At 57.6% G+C, this 16,721-nt stretch carries 13 protein-coding genes; 8 read left to right on the top strand and 5 right to left on the bottom strand.

Annotation, left to right across the window (positions count from 1 at the left end; genetic code table 11):
* Nucleotides 1–133 precede the first annotated feature (133 nt).
* From P4L78_RS06050 to uca, 6 genes are all read left to right on the top strand, one after another.
* On the top strand, nt 134–1,123 hold the full coding sequence (locus P4L78_RS06050; protein ID WP_309327276.1) for an ABC transporter substrate-binding protein: 990 nt from the start codon (nt 134–136) through the stop codon (nt 1,121–1,123).
* Between the two features lie 95 nt (nt 1,124–1,218).
* Nucleotides 1,219–2,061 carry an ABC transporter permease gene (locus P4L78_RS06045; protein WP_283149494.1) on the top strand — a complete coding sequence of 281 codons (843 nt, stop codon included), beginning with the start codon at nt 1,219–1,221 and terminating at the stop codon, nt 2,059–2,061.
* A 6-nt stretch (nt 2,062–2,067) separates the two neighbouring features.
* Nucleotides 2,068–2,901, top strand: coding sequence for an ABC transporter ATP-binding protein (locus P4L78_RS06040; protein WP_309327275.1), 834 nt, complete (start codon nt 2,068–2,070; stop codon nt 2,899–2,901).
* Nucleotides 2,902–2,947: 46 nt separating this feature from the next.
* Nucleotides 2,948–3,754, top strand: coding sequence for an urea amidolyase associated protein UAAP1 (locus P4L78_RS06035; RefSeq protein WP_309327274.1), 807 nt, complete (start codon nt 2,948–2,950; stop codon nt 3,752–3,754).
* A gap of 15 nt (nt 3,755–3,769) precedes the next feature.
* Nucleotides 3,770–4,423, top strand: coding sequence for an urea amidolyase associated protein UAAP2 (locus P4L78_RS06030; protein WP_283149491.1), 654 nt, complete (start codon nt 3,770–3,772; stop codon nt 4,421–4,423).
* 128 nt (nt 4,424–4,551) lie between these two features.
* Nucleotides 4,552–8,160 (top strand): urea carboxylase, encoded by a 3,609-nt coding sequence (gene uca / locus P4L78_RS06025; RefSeq protein ID WP_309327273.1) that lies wholly within the window; start codon nt 4,552–4,554, stop codon nt 8,158–8,160.
* A gap of 10 nt (nt 8,161–8,170) precedes the next feature.
* Here uca and maiA read toward each other — a convergent pair whose 3' ends face one another.
* The 4 genes from maiA to hppD all read right to left on the bottom strand — a co-directional run bounded on the left by maiA (nt 8,171) and on the right by hppD (nt 12,749).
* The gene (maiA, locus tag P4L78_RS06020; protein ID WP_309327272.1) at nt 8,171–8,836 is read right to left on the bottom strand and encodes a maleylacetoacetate isomerase; all 666 of its coding nucleotides are present in this window, start codon (nt 8,834–8,836) and stop codon (nt 8,171–8,173) included.
* Nucleotides 8,837–8,885: 49 nt separating this feature from the next.
* On the bottom strand, nt 8,886–10,217 hold the full coding sequence (gene fahA, locus P4L78_RS06015; protein ID WP_309327271.1) for a fumarylacetoacetase: 1,332 nt from the start codon (nt 10,215–10,217) through the stop codon (nt 8,886–8,888).
* Nucleotides 10,218–10,248: 31 nt separating this feature from the next.
* Nucleotides 10,249–11,550 carry a homogentisate 1,2-dioxygenase gene (gene hmgA, locus P4L78_RS06010; protein WP_309327270.1) on the bottom strand — a complete coding sequence of 434 codons (1,302 nt, stop codon included), beginning with the start codon at nt 11,548–11,550 and terminating at the stop codon, nt 10,249–10,251.
* 143 nt (nt 11,551–11,693) lie between these two features.
* The gene (hppD, locus tag P4L78_RS06005) at nt 11,694–12,749 is read right to left on the bottom strand and encodes a 4-hydroxyphenylpyruvate dioxygenase (RefSeq protein WP_309327269.1); all 1,056 of its coding nucleotides are present in this window, start codon (nt 12,747–12,749) and stop codon (nt 11,694–11,696) included.
* 168 nt (nt 12,750–12,917) lie between these two features.
* Between hppD and P4L78_RS06000 the strand changes: the two genes are divergently transcribed.
* Both P4L78_RS06000 and P4L78_RS05995 read left to right on the top strand, forming a co-directional pair.
* Complete coding sequence (locus P4L78_RS06000; RefSeq protein ID WP_309327268.1) at nt 12,918–13,805, top strand: LysR substrate-binding domain-containing protein; 888 nt, start codon at nt 12,918–12,920, stop codon at nt 13,803–13,805.
* A 120-nt stretch (nt 13,806–13,925) separates the two neighbouring features.
* On the top strand, nt 13,926–15,152 hold the full coding sequence (locus tag P4L78_RS05995) for a cellulase family glycosylhydrolase (RefSeq protein WP_309327267.1): 1,227 nt from the start codon (nt 13,926–13,928) through the stop codon (nt 15,150–15,152).
* Nucleotides 15,153–15,256: 104 nt separating this feature from the next.
* On the opposite strand, the gene P4L78_RS05990 is transcribed toward P4L78_RS05995, so the two are convergent.
* Nucleotides 15,257–16,693: a glycoside hydrolase family 1 protein gene (locus P4L78_RS05990; RefSeq protein ID WP_309327266.1), complete on the bottom strand. Its 1,437-nt coding sequence runs from the start codon at nt 16,691–16,693 to the stop codon at nt 15,257–15,259.
* Nucleotides 16,694–16,721 lie beyond the last annotated feature (28 nt).

The following is a 16,721-nucleotide window of genomic DNA, read 5'->3' as shown; positions in this document are numbered from 1 at the left end:
GCGTTCCGGCTTCCATCGTTTGGGGGCTCCACGGCGGGACAAAAGCCCGGGAGGTCGCGACAGATACAGCTGTTCTGTTGAACGGTGTCTGCCCGCCTCTCGTGCGCAAAATTTGTCCACCAGGAGCCTTGCCATGTCAGTACGTCACGTATCTCGTCGCATCCTCTGTAGCATCGCTGCTGTTTCGTTCACGCTGTTTTCTGCGTGGTCACCGCTGGCACGCGCCGAAGTCAAAGTCGGTGTTTCCGACTGGCCGGGCTGGGTGGCATGGTATGTGGCCGAGCAAAACGGCTACTTCAAGAAATATGGCGCCGACGTCAAGCTAGTCTGGTTTGCCAACTACACCGATTCCATCTCTGCGTTGTCGAGCGGGCAGCTCGATGCCAACTCGCAAACCTGGTCCGACACCATGGCGCCACTAGCCAAGGGCGTGCCAGTCAAAGCCGTGCTGGTTAACGACAACTCGTTTGGCAACGACGCCTTGATGGTCAACGCCAAGATCAAGACGTTTGCTGATCTGAAGGGCAAAACCATCGCGCTGGAACAGTTCAGCATCTCGCACTTTGTGCTGGTGACTGCACTGGAAAAACACGGCATGTCGCTCAAAGATGTGAAGATCACCAACCTGGCTGCCGGTGATGCCGCCGCCGCCTTTATGGCAGGCCGCGTTGACGCCGCCGTGGTGTGGAATCCGTGGGTTAACAGCATCGAAACCTCCGGCACCGGCCATGCACTGTTCACTTCCAGAGACATGCCTGGTTTGATCCCCGATTTGCTGGTGGCGCAAGACAAAGCCATTGCCAGCAAGCGCAAAGACCTGGTGGGCATGATCAAGGCCTGGTACGACGCGCAGGCCTATATCGCGGCACATCCGGATGAGTCGGCCAAGATCATGTCCAAAGTCGTCAGCATGAAACCGGCTGAATACAAATCCTTCCTGCCTGGTACGCGTTTCTTTAACGCCAAAGACAATGCCGATGCGTTCAACCCGGCCAGCCCGACTTCCCTGATGGCCGTTGCACCAACCATCAACAAGTTCTTGCTGGAAAACAAGCTGGTTGATGGCAAGCCAGACTTTGCCAAAGGTCTGGATGGCTCGCTGGTGAAAGAGGCAACTCGCTAAGCCGGTGCCATCTTGTGCCGACTGGCTAAGGCTGGTCGGCGGTGACGCCCGAACCCGAGCGAGTCGAACTGCACTTCAGCAAACAAGGAAATTTCATGTCTGCCCCTGAAACCATACCGCCCGGCAAACTTGCCACACCATTGCGCCGCCGCAGTCGCTTCTGGGTCATTCGCGGCCAGCTAAACCGCCATGAATACGCCGCCATTGCCTTGATTGGCCTGCTGTTGCCGCTGCTGGTCTGGTGGGGAATGTCGGCCGCAGAGCTGGTCTCTCCCGTGTTTTTGCCGACGCCGCTCAAGGTATTGCAACGGCTGGTGCAATGGTGGACAGAAGACGATCTGGCCGCAGACATGAGCATCAGCGCGTGGCGGGTCATCGGCGGCTGGGCGCTGTCGCTGGTGTTTGCGCTGCCAATTGGCTTGCTGATTGGCACGTTCCGCCCGGTACAAGCCTTGCTGGAGCCGCTTACCGACTTTATCCGCTACATGCCTGCCGTGGCGTTTGTGCCGCTGGTGATGCTGTGGGTGGGGATTGATGAAGGCGCCAAAGTGGCGGTGATCTTTATCGGTACGTTTTTCCAGATGGTACTGATGGTGGCCGAAGACGTCCGCCGCGTGCCAGATACCCAGATCGAGGCCGCCCAAACCATGGGCGCCACTCGTGGCGAGATCATCAAACTGGTGATCGTGCCTTCGGCCAAACCGGCTTTGCTGGATACCCTGCGCATCACCATGGGCTGGGCGTGGACGTATCTGGTAGTGGCTGAACTGGTTGCGGCCAACTCCGGCGTGGGTTTCTCCATTCTGAAAGCGCAGCGCTTTTTGCAAACCGACAAGATTTTTGCCGGGATTTTGTTGATTGGCGCGATGGGGCTGGTGATTGACCAAGCCTTTCGCCTGTTACACCGCAAAGCCTTTCCGTGGCTGGCCAAGAGGTAATTTGCCATGACTGAAAAAATCGCAATTCGCGGAGTGAGCAAGGTGTTTGGCGAGGGCACCCACGCGGTGCAAGCCTTGCAAAATGCCAATCTGGATATCGCCAGTAACGAGTTCATCACCTTTGTGGGGGCGTCGGGCTGTGGCAAATCCACGCTATTGCGCATGCTGGGTGGACTGGAAACGCAAACCAGCGGTGACATCCTGGTCGATGGCGCCAGTATTGACGGCCCCGGAGCGGATCGGGCCATGGTGTTTCAGCACTACAGCCTGTATCCGTGGCTGAACGTGGTCGACAACATCAAGTTTAGCCGCCAGCTCAGCATCAACCACCGGGATCGCACCTCGGCGGATGTGGAACAAGCCAGTGGCCGCGCCGATGCCTTGTTGAGCCTGATGGGCCTGACCGCCGCTGCGAAGAAATATCCGGCGCAATTGTCCGGCGGCATGCAGCAACGTGTGGCCATCGCCCGCGCCTTGATGAGCAAACCACGCATTCTGCTGATGGATGAACCGTTTGGCGCGCTGGATGCACAGACCCGTGAAGTGATGCATGACCTGATCTGCCACGTCCGGCGACTGGAAGACGTCACCATCGTGTTTGTGACGCACGACGTGGAAGAAGCCATTTATCTGGGTGACCGCGTAGTGCTGATGGCGCCGCGCCCCGGCCGTATCGACACCGTTTACGACGTGCCGTTGCCCGCTGCGCGCAATCAGGACATGAAACTCGCGCCGGAATTCACGCAGCTCAAGCGCGAAATCCTCAACCGGATTCGTGATACCTCCGGCATGAAAACCGACCTGGAACAGCTGCAAAAGCTGTCGGGTCTGGTTGCCTGAGCTTCTGATTTTTGATGATTGATTTGCAGTAAGAAGGAGCGCCTGCATGGAACACTTTCTGGATACGCCAGCCAACCCGCCCGCGACTGATCCGGTCGATGCCCCTGCTTTCTGGGCGCGTTTCGCACCGGATTTGCCCGCCGATCAAGTGTTGTGGTCAGAGATCATGCCCGGTGGTGCGCATTGGTCTTGCATCATGCCGCGCGGCAGCAGCCTGCGCATTGTGGATCTGGAAGGCGGCGCCAATCTGTCGCTGGTGTTGTACAGCGCCCGCGAGAAACTGGAACGCTACAGCATGCCCGATTCGCTCAAAGCCCAGCACACCGCGCATTACAGTCGTGGCCATGTACTGATGAGCGATATGGGCCGTTCGCTGGCGTCTTTCACCGCAGATTCGGTCGGCTGGCATGACCCGATGGGTGCATTACTGGATGCCGCCACTTGCGCGCGCAAATATGGTCAGCGCAATTTTGAAGCGGCCCGCAACGCCATGTACCGCAACGGCAAAGACGGCTTGTTGATTGAGATTGGTAAATACGGCCTGACCAAACGCGACCTGATCGCGCCGGTCAATTTGTTCAGCAAAGTCGCCGTGGATGAAGAAGGGCGCTTTGCCTTCGCCGCTAACCATAGTGCTGCCGGGGATTTCGTCGAGTTGCGCTTTGATATGGACACGCTGATTGCGTACTCCAGCGCGCCGCATCCGCTAGACCCGAATCCCGAATATGCGCCCAGGAAAATTGGTCTGGCTGCATGGCGCTCCGGCGTCGCCGCCAAAGACGATTTCTGCCGCCAGTTCCGCCCGGAAAACGCCCGTGCGCTGCATAACGCCGACATGCAATACCTGGCTTGATCGAGGAAACCCAAGATGACCGCTGCCGCCATCCGCATTTTTGAAAGCTCGCTACAACCCGCTGCCGCCACGCTGGATCACTACCAGCCCGCTGGCGAGCCGTGGCTGCATGAAGTCAAAAAAGGCCAGACCCTGCGCATTGTTGATCTGGAAGGCAACCAGGCCGCCGATGTTATCTTCTACAACAGCCAGGATGTGAGCGAGCACTACAGCGCCAGCAACACTATGCTGCAACAGGGCGGCATCTACCTGACCACTGGCACGGTGCTGTACTCCAACGATGGCAATGCCATGCTGACCATCGTCGCCGATACCTGCGGTCGCCATGACACTTTGGGCGGTGCTTGCGCGGCGGAAAGCAACACCGTGCGTTATGCGCTGCAAAAGAAGTTCATGCACTCCTGCCGCGATAATTATTTGCTGGCCATTCAGCATGCCGATGTCGGCATCACCAAGCGTGATCTGGTGCCCAACATCAACTTCTTCATGAACGTGCCGGTCACCGCCGACGGCGGCCTGAGCTTTGCCGATGGCGTGTCCGCTCCGGGCAAATACGTAGAACTGCGCGCCGAAATGGATGTTTGGGTGCTGATCTCCAATTGCCCGCAACTGAACAATCCCTGCAACGCCTACAACCCGACGCCGGTGCGATTGCTGGTGTGGAACTGATCTGAACGCGTTCGCACGCGATGCGTGCAAACCCTACGCTCTGCAAAATTGTGCATAGCACGTCAGGACGACCTGACGCTGCCCAGAACAAAAGCGGGACGACCCGCACGCCGTAAAAGGCCACCCATATGTTCAAGAAAGTCTTGATCGCCAATCGCGGAGAAATCGCCTGCCGCGTAATCCGCACCCTAAAAAAACTCGGTATCGCCTCCGTCGCGGTGTATTCCGAAGCCGATCGCCATGCGCAACATGTGCAAATGGCCGACGAAGCGATTTGTGTCGGCCCGGCCCCGGCCGCGCAGAGTTATTTGCTGGTCGATACCATTCTGGCTGCCGCCAAACAATGCGGCGCCGAGGCCATCCATCCTGGCTATGGTTTCTTGTCTGAAAACGCCGCATTTGCTGAAGCCTGCGCCGTCGCTGGCATCGTCTTCATTGGCCCCAAGCCCGAACACATGCGCGCCTTCGGGCTGAAGCACACCGCCCGCGAACTGGCCGAACAAAATGGCGTGCCACTGCTACCGGGTACTGGCCTGTTGTCTGGTGCAGATGAAGCAATCCGGCGCGCGCTAGAGATTGGTTATCCAGTCATGCTCAAAAGTACAGCCGGTGGCGGCGGCATTGGCATGCAGTTGTGTCGCGACGAAACGCAACTGGCGGATGCCTGGCAAACGGTGGAACGGCTTTCTAAAAACAACTTCAAAGATGGCGGCATTTATCTGGAGAAGTTTGTTGAACATGCTCGCCATATTGAAGTGCAAATCTTTGGCGACAGCGCTGGCAATGTCATCCACTTGGGTGAGCGCGATTGCTCCACCCAGCGCCGCAATCAGAAAGTCATCGAAGAAACGCCCGCGCCGCATCTGAGCGATGCGCAACGGCAAAACCTGTGCGACACCGCCGTGCAACTGGTGGGTGCAGTGGGCTATCAATCTGCGGGAACAGTCGAGTTTGTTTACGACACGCAATCGGGCCAGTTTTATTTTCTGGAGGTCAACACCCGGCTGCAGGTAGAGCACGGCGTTACCGAACTGGTTACTGGCGTCGATCTGGTCGAGTGGATGCTGCTCGCCGCCGCTGGCGAAGGCCCGGATCTGGCCGCGTATCGCCATCAGCCACAAGGCGCGGCGATGCAGGTACGCGTGTACGCCGAGGATGCCAACAAGCAATTCCAGCCTTCATCCGGCTTGCTGACTGAGGTGGTTTTCCCCACCCAGGCCCGCGTTGACAGCTGGGTGGAGCGGGGCACAGATGTCCCGGCGTTTTATGATCCACTGGTCGCCAAGATACTCACCCACGGCGCGGATCGCGCTGCGGCTTTGGGCCAAATGCAAAGCGCGCTGGCCGCCACGCGGCTGGACGGCATTGAAACCAATCTGGATTATTTGCGGCAGATTCTGGCTGACGACGTTTTTGCCCAAGGTCGGCAAATCACCCGTTATCTGGCTAGCTTTGTTTACGCACCTGCCACGGTGGATGTGCTGGAAGCAGGCGTGCAAAGCAGCATTCAGGACTTCCCTGGCCGCACCGGCTACTGGGGCATCGGCGTACCGCCGTCTGGGCCGATGGATAGCCTGGCGATGCGTCTGGCCAATCAACTGGTCGGTAACGTAGCCTCTGCCGCTGCGCTGGAATTGACCATCGCCGGGCCGACGCTCAAGTTCAATTGCGCCACAACGATCGCGCTGACCGGCGCGGCCATGCGGGCGACGCTGGATGGTGAAAAGCTGCCACTGTGGCAAGCGGTGGAAGTAGCTGCAGGCAGCATCCTGCAAATCGGCGTGATTGATGGCGCGGGCTGCCGCAGTTATCTGGCCATCGCTGGCGGTTTCGATGTGCCCGATTACCTGGGCAGCAAAGCCACGTTTACCTTGGGCCAATTCGGCGGTCATGGCGGGCGTACCTTGCGGGCAGGCGATGTGCTGCATCTCGGGGCAACCCATGGCGCGCCCTTGCGGCTGGCAGCCGAAGCCATTCCCCAATATCCGCAGCAATGGGAAATCGCCGTGCTATACGGCCCGCACGGCGCACCTGATTTCTTTACCGACGCGGATGTCGAAATGTTCTTCGCCACCGATTGGGAGGTGCATTACAACTCCAGCCGCACCGGTGTGCGCTTGATCGGCCCCAAACCAGAGTGGGCCCGTACCGATGGCGGCGAGGCGGGCCTGCACCCATCCAACATCCACGACAACGCCTACGCCATTGGCGCGATTGATTTTACTGGCGACATGCCGGTGATTCTTGGCCCAGATGGTCCAAGTCTTGGCGGTTTCGTTTGCCCGGCGGTGATCGTCAATGCCGAGTTATGGAAAATGGGCCAGCTGCGCCCCGGCAATACCGTGCGCTTCAAACGCGTAAGCCAGGCCGATGCTGCTGCACTGGAAGTTGCCACCGAACAGTTGATCGCCACCATGGCCGCACCGTTGCCGGTAGCACTGTCGGGAACCTTTGATACATCGCCGGTGGTGCATCGCATTGCCGCTCGCGCCGATTGCCCGCCGATTGTGTGCCGCCAGGCTGGCGACAAATATCTGCTGGCCGAATACGGCCCGCTGGAACTGGATTTGAATCTGCGCTTCCGGGTGCAGGCGCTGTACAACTGGTTCGAAGCCGCGCAAGTGCCGGGGATGATTGATCTGACGCCGGGCATTCGCTCGCTACAGTTCCACTACGAAAGCCGCGTGTTGCCGCTGGCGCGGTTGCTGGCGCTACTGGAACAAGCCGAAACCGAATTGCCGCCGATTGACGAGATGGAAGTGCCATCACGCATCGTGCATTTGCCCTTGAGCTGGGACGATGCCGCCACGCGGCTGGCGATTGAAAAGTATATGCAGTCGGTACGACCGGATGCACCGTGGTGCCCAAGTAATATCGAATTCATCCGCCGTATCAATGGCTTGGAAGACATTGATGAAGTAAAACGTATCGTGTTCGACGCCAGCTATCTGGTCATGGGTCTGGGCGACGTTTACCTCGGTGCGCCGGTGGCGACGCCGCTGGACCCACGGCATCGGCTGGTGACCACTAAATACAACCCCGCCCGCACCTGGACACCGGAAAACGCCGTCGGCATCGGCGGCGCTTATATGTGCGTTTATGGCATGGAAGGTCCGGGCGGCTATCAATTTGTTGGCCGCACCATCCAGATGTGGAATCGCCACAAAACCACGCAGGATTTTGTCGCGGGCAGACCGTGGTTACTGCGCTTTTTCGACCAGATCCGTTTTTATCCGGTTGGCGAAGCCGAGCTGCTGCAAATGCGCGAAGACTTTTTGCAAGGGCGCTTTGCCCTCAAGGTGGAACACACCACATTCAAGCTCGGTGACTACAACCGCTTTTTGCAAGAACACGCTGAATCCATTGCGCAATTCAAGGGTGTCCAGCAAGCCGCGTTTGATGCAGAGCGGGCGCATTGGGAGGCAACCGGCGCCAATGTCTACAGCCTTGAGCAAAGCGCAGCGCATGACGCAGCCGACGAGCCAGCAGAACTGCCGGAAGGCGCGCGCCATGTTCCCAGCCAGGTGGCCGGGAACGTCTGGCAGGTGCCGGTGGCGGAGGGCGATCTGGTGCAAGCGGGCGATGTGATTGTGGTCGTCGAATCCATGAAAATGGAGATCAGCGTCACAGCCCCAGCCAGTGGCCGGATACTGAAGGTGCTATGCCAGTCCGGCACCGCAGTGGCGGCAGGGCAAAACCTGCTGGTGCTGCAGGCAGAAGAAGCGTTGGTGGTCTGATATCACCAGTTCAAGCCGCATCTGGCTGCGCTGCGGGCGCAGCCAGCCGGAAGGCTTCAAGTTCTGTGCAATGCTCGTAAATGGCCTGAATGCGCGGCAGATTGGCCAGTGAACCACCAAAACGCAGGGCGTTGAATACTTGCGGGATCAAAAAGCAGTCGGCCAGAGTTGGTGTTTCGCCATGACAAAACAGGTCACTGGATGAATCCGCCAACATGGCTTCGACGGCTGTTAATCCCGCGTCAACCCAATGCCGATACCACTCCTGCCGCGCTTGTTCGCTGAGCCCAAGTGGCCCGGTTAGATACTGCAATACGCGCAGATTGTTGAGTGGATGAATCTCACAGCCGATAGTCAGTGCCAGCGCCCTGATTTTGGCTCTATCCATCGCAGTGCCGGGCAGTAGCGTAGGTTTGGGGGCGGTTTCTTCCAGATATTCGATAATCGCCAGCGACTGGGTCAGCACCACATGGTCGGCCACCAGCGCCGGCACCAGTCCGGTCGGATTTACGGCCAGGTATCCGGGGGAATGCTGTTCACCACCGTTATTGACCAGGTGGATCGGAACTGTGCGGTAATCCAGCCCTTTCAAATTGAGCGCAATGCGCACGCGATACGCCGCCGAGCTGCGAAAGTAGCTGTAAAGCACCAAGGGCTGTGGTGTGGCTCGGGACATGGTTTTCTCCTTGTTGATCCTTGCTGGCTGGATCAGTACTAACCACACATCAGCCCAGAGGCAGCGCAGGCAGGATTTGTCCGCTGCATTCACCAAAGCCGATGCGAACCGTGCCGGGTTTGGCGCACCAGGCGCGCAGAATGATTTCATCGCCGTCTTGCAGAAAAGTACGCGTTTCGCCGTTAGCCAGCGTAATTGGCGCTTTGCCACCCTGGGTCATTTCCAGTAGCGATCCGGCTTCATGCGATGATGGCCCGGACTGCGTGCCCGTACCCAGCAAATCGCCCGACTGCAGATTGCAACCATTAACGGTGTGATGCGCAATCATCTGCGCCACGCTCCAGTAGGCATAGCCAAAGTTGCTCAGGCCCAGCCGCTCGGGTGATGAGCCCGCATCACGCATGGCAGGAGTACAAATCAACGCTTCCATGGCGATATCATATGCACCTTGAGCGCGGTGAGCGGGCGAATCAAGATAAGGCAGCGGCTGCGGATCATCCACCGGGCGCGACCAGGCTTGGCGATACGGCACCAGCGCTTGCGTGGTGATAACCCATGGCGAAATGGTGCTGGCAAAGTTCTTGGCCAGAAACGGCCCCAACGGCTGGTATTCCCACGCTTGCAGATCACGCGCGGACCAGTCGTTGAGCAGGCACAGGCCAAATGCCTGACTTTCGGCCTCATCCAGCGCAATGCGTTGGCCCAAACCGTTACCGGTACCAATAAAAACGCCTAATTCCAGTTCAAAATCCATGCGCTTCGCCGGGCCGAAATCCGGTGCGACCGCGCCCGGCGCCAGCGTCTGACCCGTTGGCCGGGCAAAGCGCTGCCCGGAAACGCCAATCGACGATGCCCGTCCGTGATAGCCAATGGGCACCCAGTTGTAATTGGGCATCAGTGGCTGATCTGGCCGGAATAACTTGCCGACGTTGGTGGCGTGATGAATCGACGTATAAAAGTCGGTGTAATCGCCAATGCGCGCGGGCAGGGCGAACTCAACCTGAAGTTGTGGGATGAGCATTGCCGCAAGTTGCTGCGCAACGGGCGATCCAACCCGCAGTGCACGCGACAATACCAGCCGCAACGCAGACCACGCCGTGTGATCGAGCGCCATCAACGCATTCAGATTGGTCGATTGGCAGGCAGAACGTAACGCCGTTGGAGCGTTTTTTTCTTCGGCAGGTAAAACCAGATCAAGCGCGGCGGATAAATCCAGTACTTGATCGCCAATCGCCACACCAATCCGCAGCACTTCGGCCGTCGCCGCACGCCGGAATACCGCAAACGGCAGATTCTGAATCGGGAAATCCGTTACGCCGTCGTTGGCGCTGGCAACCCAACTGCGCAGTGCCGGATCATGGGTTTCATTCAATACGTACATGGCAAAGCCTCAATCGTTTGGTCTGGCGGGTTCATGCTTGTGGTTTGAAACGCTTGGCAATGCTGGACCAGCAATCCGCGTAATCGCGCTGGCGTTCTGGGCTTTGCAGCGCCGCTACGCTGGGGCGCATGGGCAAACGGCTTTCAAACATGAACGCCATGGTGTTCTGTAGATAATCTGCTTTGTGCGTATCGGCCTGCAATGCGCGCTCCACCGTGGCGGCATCCGGTCCGTGGCCAGTCATGCTCGGGTGCAGGCTGGCGCCGCCAGGCAAAAAGCCATCGGCTTTGGCGTCATACGCGCCATGAATGAGACCCATGAATTCACTGGCGACATTGCGGTGAAACCACGGCGGGCGAAAAGTGTCTTGCATGACCAGTACGCGCGGCGGAAAAACCACGAAGTCCAGGTTGTCCACGCCCGGCGTTTCCGAGATCGACTGCAGCACCAGAAATATGGATGGATCCGGATGGTCAAAACTCACTGATCCCAGTGTGTTAAAGCGGCGTAAGTCGTATTTATACGGTGCGTAATTGCCATGCCACGCCACCACATCAAACGGCGAGTGATCCAGCACGCCAGCCCACAAGTGACCCAGATATTTGCTGACCAGCTGAGTGGGAACGTCCCGATCTTCAAACCACGCCTGCGGGTAGAGAAAGTCTCGTGCTGCAGCGAGCCCATTGGAGCCGATCACTCCGAGATCAGGCAGGCGAAATGGCGTGCCAAAGTTCTCGCACACATACCCACGTGCCGATTCATCCAGAAGTTGCACGCTAAAGCGCACACCACGCGCTATCACCACTATCTCTTGCGGTTCAACTTCCAGAATGCCCAATTCGGTGACCAGTTGCAGCCGTCCTGCTTGCGGCACGATCAGCATTTCGCCATCGGCATTGCAGAAAGTTCGATCAACCATGCTGCGGTTGGCCGCATAGAGATAGATGCCAAAACCAGCATGCAAAGCGGGGTCGCCGTTGCCTACGTAAAGCTGCAAACCGTCAATAAAGTCGGTGGGTGCATCCGGCACGCCGAGCGGGCTCCAGCGCAAGGGTTCAGGCGCGGGGGCGGATTCCAGTTGCGCCGGAAAACCAGGGTGCTCCAGTCGCTGGTTGGTGACTTGCCCGGCGGTGGGTCGCAGCCGATACAACCAGCTACGTCGATTACTGGCCCGCGGCGCGGTAAAAGCGGTGCCGGAAATTTGTTCGGCGTAGAGGTCGTATGGGCAATGCTGCGGCGAATTGCGCCCTTGCGGCAACGCGCCTGGAAGCGCCTCGGAGGCGAATTCATTGCCAAAGCCGGATTGATAAATCAATTTGCCAGCAGCATGCATGATGCGATCTCGTGTAGGGTTTGCACCCGGAAGGTGCGAACGCGTTCAAGCCATTTGCGGGCGCGCGCCAGTGCGCACCCTACGTCCGTGCCACGCAATGCAACCCCGGATTCTCACTACGTTTCATCCGGGCTACAGAGTAGTTACAGCACGCCGCGTCGGCGCTGGTCTTCTTCAATGGAATCAAATAGCGCCTTGAAATTACCTTCGCCAAAGCCCTCGTTACCTTTGCGCTGGATGATTTCAAAGAACAGCGGACCGATGACCGTATCCGTGAAGATTTGCAGCAGCAGGTCTTCTTTGCCGGTTTTATCTTGTGGCTCGCCATCGACCAGAATGCGGTTACGCTGCAGGCGCGCCATGTCCTGATGGTGATCGGGCAGGCGCTTTGGCAGTTGTTCGTAATAGGTGTCGGGCGTATCCAGAAAGTGGATCTCGTTGCGGCGCAAGGCCTCTACGGCACCGTAAATGTCCGCGGTAGCCAGCGCGATGTGCTGAATGCCTTCGCCGTGATGAATGCGCAGGTATTCGGCAATCTGGCTTTTGTCGTCGGCGGATTCATTGATGGGGATGCGGATTTTGCCACAGGGGCTAGTCATGGCCCGGGAGAACAAACGGGTAGATTTGCCCTTGATATCGAAGTAACGAATCTCGCGGAAATTGAAGAAATCCGTGTAGAAATTCGCCCACAAATCCATGTGGCCGCGCTCAACATTGTGGGTCAGGTGATCGATATAACTTAGTCCCACGCCCGCAGGGTGCTGATCCACGCCGGGAATAGGGCGGAAGTCCACATCGTAAATACTTTGCTGGCCGTAGCGATCTACCAGGTAAACCAAAGCGCCACCAATGCCTTCGATGGCCGGGATTTGCAATTCCATCGGGCCCGCGCCAGATTCGACCAGTTTGGCGCCTTTCTTTTTCAGCTCTTCGACGGCAAACGCGGCATCTTTCACGCGCAAGGCAAAGGCATTGGCGCTCGGGCCATGCGTGGCGGTGAACTGTGCGGCCTGGCTGTTGGGTTCGGCATTCAGAATGAAATTGATATCACCCTGGCGATACAACGTGACGTTTTTGCGGCGGTGGCGGGCAATCGCCACAAACCCCAGGCGCTCAAACAAGGCGGCCAGTTCGGCCGGATTGGCAGACGAATATTCAACAAACTCAAAACCATCGGTACCCAGCGGGTTGTCCCACATCGCAAACGCCTCCTTGGTGGTCTGTTCTCCGGCCGGGCGCGCGCCTGCAAGCTTGTGGCTCGCGGCGGCTGTCCTTATTTGATCGGCCAGCAGTGGATGCTTCGCATTTCAACCTTTTCGCGCCTATCATTCAAACGAATAATTTCAATTAATTATCAAGAAAAACTCATGAATATCACTTTGCGGCAATTGCGGGCGTTTCTGGCAGTGGCGCGGGGCGGCGGTTTTACTGAGGCCGCACGTGAACTCAACCTGACGCAATCGGCGCTGAGTTTGCTGGTCAAAGACCTGGAAGCCGAAATCGGCTTCAGATTGTTTGATCGCACCACCCGCCGGGTAGTTCTGTCGCAGCCAGGCGCGGAGTTTTTGCCTGCTGCGCGGCAGATTTTTGATGACCTGCAAAGCGCGGTGCGCAGCGCGTCAGACCTGGCGACATTGGAAAAAGGGCGCGTGCGCATCTGTGCGCCGCAAATGCTGGCTTGCACCCTGATTGCGCCAGCCATGGCGCGTTATCACGCCGACCACCCCAAAGTGGAACTCAAACTGGTGGATACGCTTCTGGGGAATATGCTCGATGCGGTAGTGGCGGGTGAGGTGGATTTTGCCGTCGGCCCCGATCGCAAAAATGACGCTCATCTCTTGCGCACGCCGTTATTCCAGAGTCCGTTTGCGCTGTGGTGCCGGTCGGATCACCCGCTGGCCAGTTGCGCAAGCGTGGCGTGGTCACAACTGGCTGCGCATTCAATCATCATCATGGAAAGCGATTTCAGCACACGGGTGTTGCCCGAGCTACAAACGCAAGACCCGACTTTGACGCTGACTCCGTCATATACGGTCGGTTTTGTCAGCACCGGACTCGGGATGGCTGGCGCTGGCTTGGGTGCGGTGATCGCGCCGGCTTATGTCGCGCCGATGGCGCAAGCGTTTAATTTGCGCTGCGTGCAACTCACCGGCCCGCAATTAAGCCGGGAAGTTTCGGTGTATCGCCGCCCGGACCGCTCACTGTCGCCAGCGGCGGCAAAGTTTCTGGAAGTACTGAAAGAAACTGCCGGATAGATATCCCAGTTGCTGTAAACAACACACCGGGGTTGCTGCGGACAAGCTGACCATGCCTAAAAGAGGGCGATCACTATAAGCTAGCGCGGTTGCTCACAAGCCATCGTTCAAGGATTCGCAATGCTGCGCCGATTTGTCCGTTTATTGCTTGCCACTACCGTGTATTTATCGGCCGCGCCACTCACCCATGCTGCGGATCTGATGAGCTTTTGGGAAACGCCACAATATGGAGGCAACAGCTTTAATCGCCTGCCGCCCACCAAGCCCTACTTCGACGCACTGCATGCCTATGGCGCCACGTGGGTGCGGCTAGCTTATGACAAATGGCAGGGCCAGCAGCATGACTTCCTGATCGGCAATGCTGGCGATTATCGCGGCCTGCAACCAACTGATCTGGCCACACTTAAAGCCACGCTGGATCGAGCCCAGTCTGCAGGTTTGAAAGTGGTGATTGCGCCGCTGTCTTTGCCGGGCGCTCGCTGGATACAAAACAATCGTGGCCAGCTGGATGACCGGCTTTGGCACGATCCCAAATATGCGCAACAAGCAGCGGCTTTCTGGCGCGATCTGGCGCGCGAATTGAAAGATCATCCCGCCGTGGCTGCCTACAACCTGCTGAACGAACCGGTTCCCGAACAAAACGGTAGCCTGACCGGGCATGCCGACATTGCCGCCCAACAAGCCTGGTATCAACAGCAACGCGGCGGCCCGCGTGATTTGCCCGCGTTTTATAACGCGGTCATCAAGGCCATTCGTGAGGTCGACCCGCTCACGCCAATCATGGTGGATTCAGGCTGGTATGGCGCCGCCGATATGTTTAGCTATTGGCCTGGTGCGCTGGCCGATTCACGCGTGCTGTACAGCTTTCACATGTATGAGCCGTATGAAGCCACCAGCCCGGACAATCTCACACGTCAGCCGCAATACACCTATCCTGGCGACGTGCCGGTGGCGGGCAAGACCCTGCATTGGGATGCACAGCAGGTTGCGCGCTGGATGCAGGTGCCGCTGGACTGGGCCAAAGCACACAATATTCCGCCGCAACGGATGGTGGCGGGTGAGTTTGGCTGCATGCGCATGTGGTCGGGTTGCATCGCGTATTTGCAGGATGTATTGAGCGCGCTGGATCAGGCAAAAATCCACTGGGCGTTTTACAGTTTCCGGGAAGATGTCTGGGATGGCATGGATTACGAGCTAGGTCATTTCAAAGTTCCTGACGTGTATTGGACCGCCATCAAACTGAACGCACCAGACCCGGTGATTCGCCGCAGCAACTCGATGTTTGAGCCGATTCATCAACGTCTGCAGCACTTCACTGCATCTGCCACTGCGGCGGCGAAGCAATAAAAAGTGGCTCGCCAAAGCGAGCCACTGGACACCCCAAAAACGTATTTCTCAGCAAAACAATGTTTGAATTTTGTTTATAAAAATCATGATGTTATTGGTTTTTATTAAAGCTTTTTGCCATTACTGGCAATGACATCGCGATACCAGTAAAAACTGTCTTTCGGAATTCGTCGTAAATTTTTTTCGTGCGTTTCATCGCGATCGACATACACAAAGCCATAGCGTTTTTGATAACCGTTCAGCCAGCTCAAGATGTCGGTAAACGACCAGGCGCAATACCCCAGCAGCTGCACGCCGTCGCTAATCGCTTGCTGGCAGGCCTCAAGGTGACCTTTCAGATAAGCAATGCGATAGGCATCGTGAATGGTGTCGTCTGCTTGTAGCGTATCGAACTCGCCCAGACCATTTTCGGTGATCATCATCGGCAACGCGTAACGACTGGAGATGCGGCGCAAAGCGATGCGCAAACCAGTCGGATCGATTGCCCAGTCCCAGTTGGATGTTTCCAGATTAGGATTGGCCGCGGTGCGATACAGGCCGGGCACGCCACTGGATGGCGTAGTGCCTTTCTGGCCGGTGGTGTTGATGCGTTTCATGCCCACGCCATCCAGCGGGTTTTCGGTAAAGGTGGTGGTGTAGTAGTAGTTCACGCCCACAAAATCAGGCAGGCCGCGCTGGAAGATTTCCAGATCGCCCGGCTCAATCTGCGGTGCTTCGCCGGTTTGCTGCAAATAATGCAGCGCCGCTTGCGGATAGCGACCAAAGCAATAGACGTCGAGCCACCAGTAATTGGTGAATTCATCGGCGTTTTCAAAGGCCAGGATGTCAGCAGGTGCGCTGGACGCCGGGTAGGCGGGTGAATAGGCAAAGCTCGGGCCAATCTGACCGGTGGGCACGTGCTCGCGGAATGCGGCAATGACCGTGGCATTAGCCAGAAAAGCCACGTGATTGGCGGCAAAGAAGCGTTTGCGCTCTTCTACGCCAGGTGGATGTGTGCCCAATTGAAAAGCGTTGGTGAAGTTGAAGTTCTGCTCGTTCAGCGAAACCCAATATTTGACCTTGCCGCCAAAGCGCTGAAACAAGGTGACGCAATAGCGTTCGAAATCCGCAATGATCTCGCGGCTTTCCCAGCCACCGTATTCGTCCTGCAAGGCTTGCGGCAAATCCCAGTGATACAGCGTCAGCACGGGTTCAATGCCGTGAGCGATCAACTCATCGATCAGGCGTTCGTAAAAGGCCAGGCCAGCCTCGTTAACCGCGCCGCGCCCTTGCGGATAAATGCGTGGCCAGCTCACCGAGAAGCGATACGCCTTCATGCCCATTTGCGCCATGAGCGCGACATCTTCAGCAAAGCGGTGATAGTGATCGACCGCCACATCGCCATTGCTACCCTGAAATGTCTTGCCAGGAATCTTGGTAAAAGAATCCCAAACCGACGGACCTTTGCCGTCAACATTCCAGGCGCCTTCTACCTGGTAAGCCGCCGAGGCAGCACCCCACAAGAAACCTTCGGGAAAGTCTTTCAACTTGCGATGAAACATGTTGCGCTCCTGTGTGTGAGTTGAATCC

The sequence above is a fragment of the Silvimonas sp. genome (assembly GCF_031291215.1).
Classification (GTDB): domain Bacteria; phylum Pseudomonadota; class Gammaproteobacteria; order Burkholderiales; family Chitinibacteraceae; genus Silvimonas; species Silvimonas soli.
Note: the sequence above shows the minus strand (reverse complement) of the source record. Positions and strands in the feature narration are given on the sequence as shown.

Excerpts from the sequence above, each read along its gene's own strand:
- P4L78_RS06050 (WP_309327276.1), top strand. The coding sequence starts at position 134 with ATGTCAGTACGTCACGTATCTCGTCGCATCCTCTGTAGCATCGCTGCT.
- P4L78_RS06045 (WP_283149494.1), top strand. The coding sequence starts at position 1,219 with ATGTCTGCCCCTGAAACCATACCGCCCGGCAAACTTGCCACACCATTG.
- P4L78_RS06040 (WP_309327275.1), top strand. The coding sequence starts at position 2,068 with ATGACTGAAAAAATCGCAATTCGCGGAGTGAGCAAGGTGTTTGGCGAG.
- P4L78_RS06035 (WP_309327274.1), top strand. The coding sequence starts at position 2,948 with ATGGAACACTTTCTGGATACGCCAGCCAACCCGCCCGCGACTGATCCG.
- P4L78_RS06030 (WP_283149491.1), top strand. The coding sequence starts at position 3,770 with ATGACCGCTGCCGCCATCCGCATTTTTGAAAGCTCGCTACAACCCGCT.
- uca (WP_309327273.1), top strand. The coding sequence starts at position 4,552 with ATGTTCAAGAAAGTCTTGATCGCCAATCGCGGAGAAATCGCCTGCCGC.
- maiA (WP_309327272.1), bottom strand. The coding sequence starts at position 8,836 with ATGTCCCGAGCCACACCACAGCCCTTGGTGCTTTACAGCTACTTTCGC.
- fahA (WP_309327271.1), bottom strand. The coding sequence starts at position 10,217 with ATGTACGTATTGAATGAAACCCATGATCCGGCACTGCGCAGTTGGGTT.
- hmgA (WP_309327270.1), bottom strand. The coding sequence starts at position 11,550 with ATGCATGCTGCTGGCAAATTGATTTATCAATCCGGCTTTGGCAATGAA.
- hppD (WP_309327269.1), bottom strand. The coding sequence starts at position 12,749 with ATGTGGGACAACCCGCTGGGTACCGATGGTTTTGAGTTTGTTGAATAT.
- P4L78_RS06000 (WP_309327268.1), top strand. The coding sequence starts at position 12,918 with ATGAATATCACTTTGCGGCAATTGCGGGCGTTTCTGGCAGTGGCGCGG.
- P4L78_RS05995 (WP_309327267.1), top strand. The coding sequence starts at position 13,926 with ATGCTGCGCCGATTTGTCCGTTTATTGCTTGCCACTACCGTGTATTTA.
- P4L78_RS05990 (WP_309327266.1), bottom strand. The coding sequence starts at position 16,693 with ATGTTTCATCGCAAGTTGAAAGACTTTCCCGAAGGTTTCTTGTGGGGT.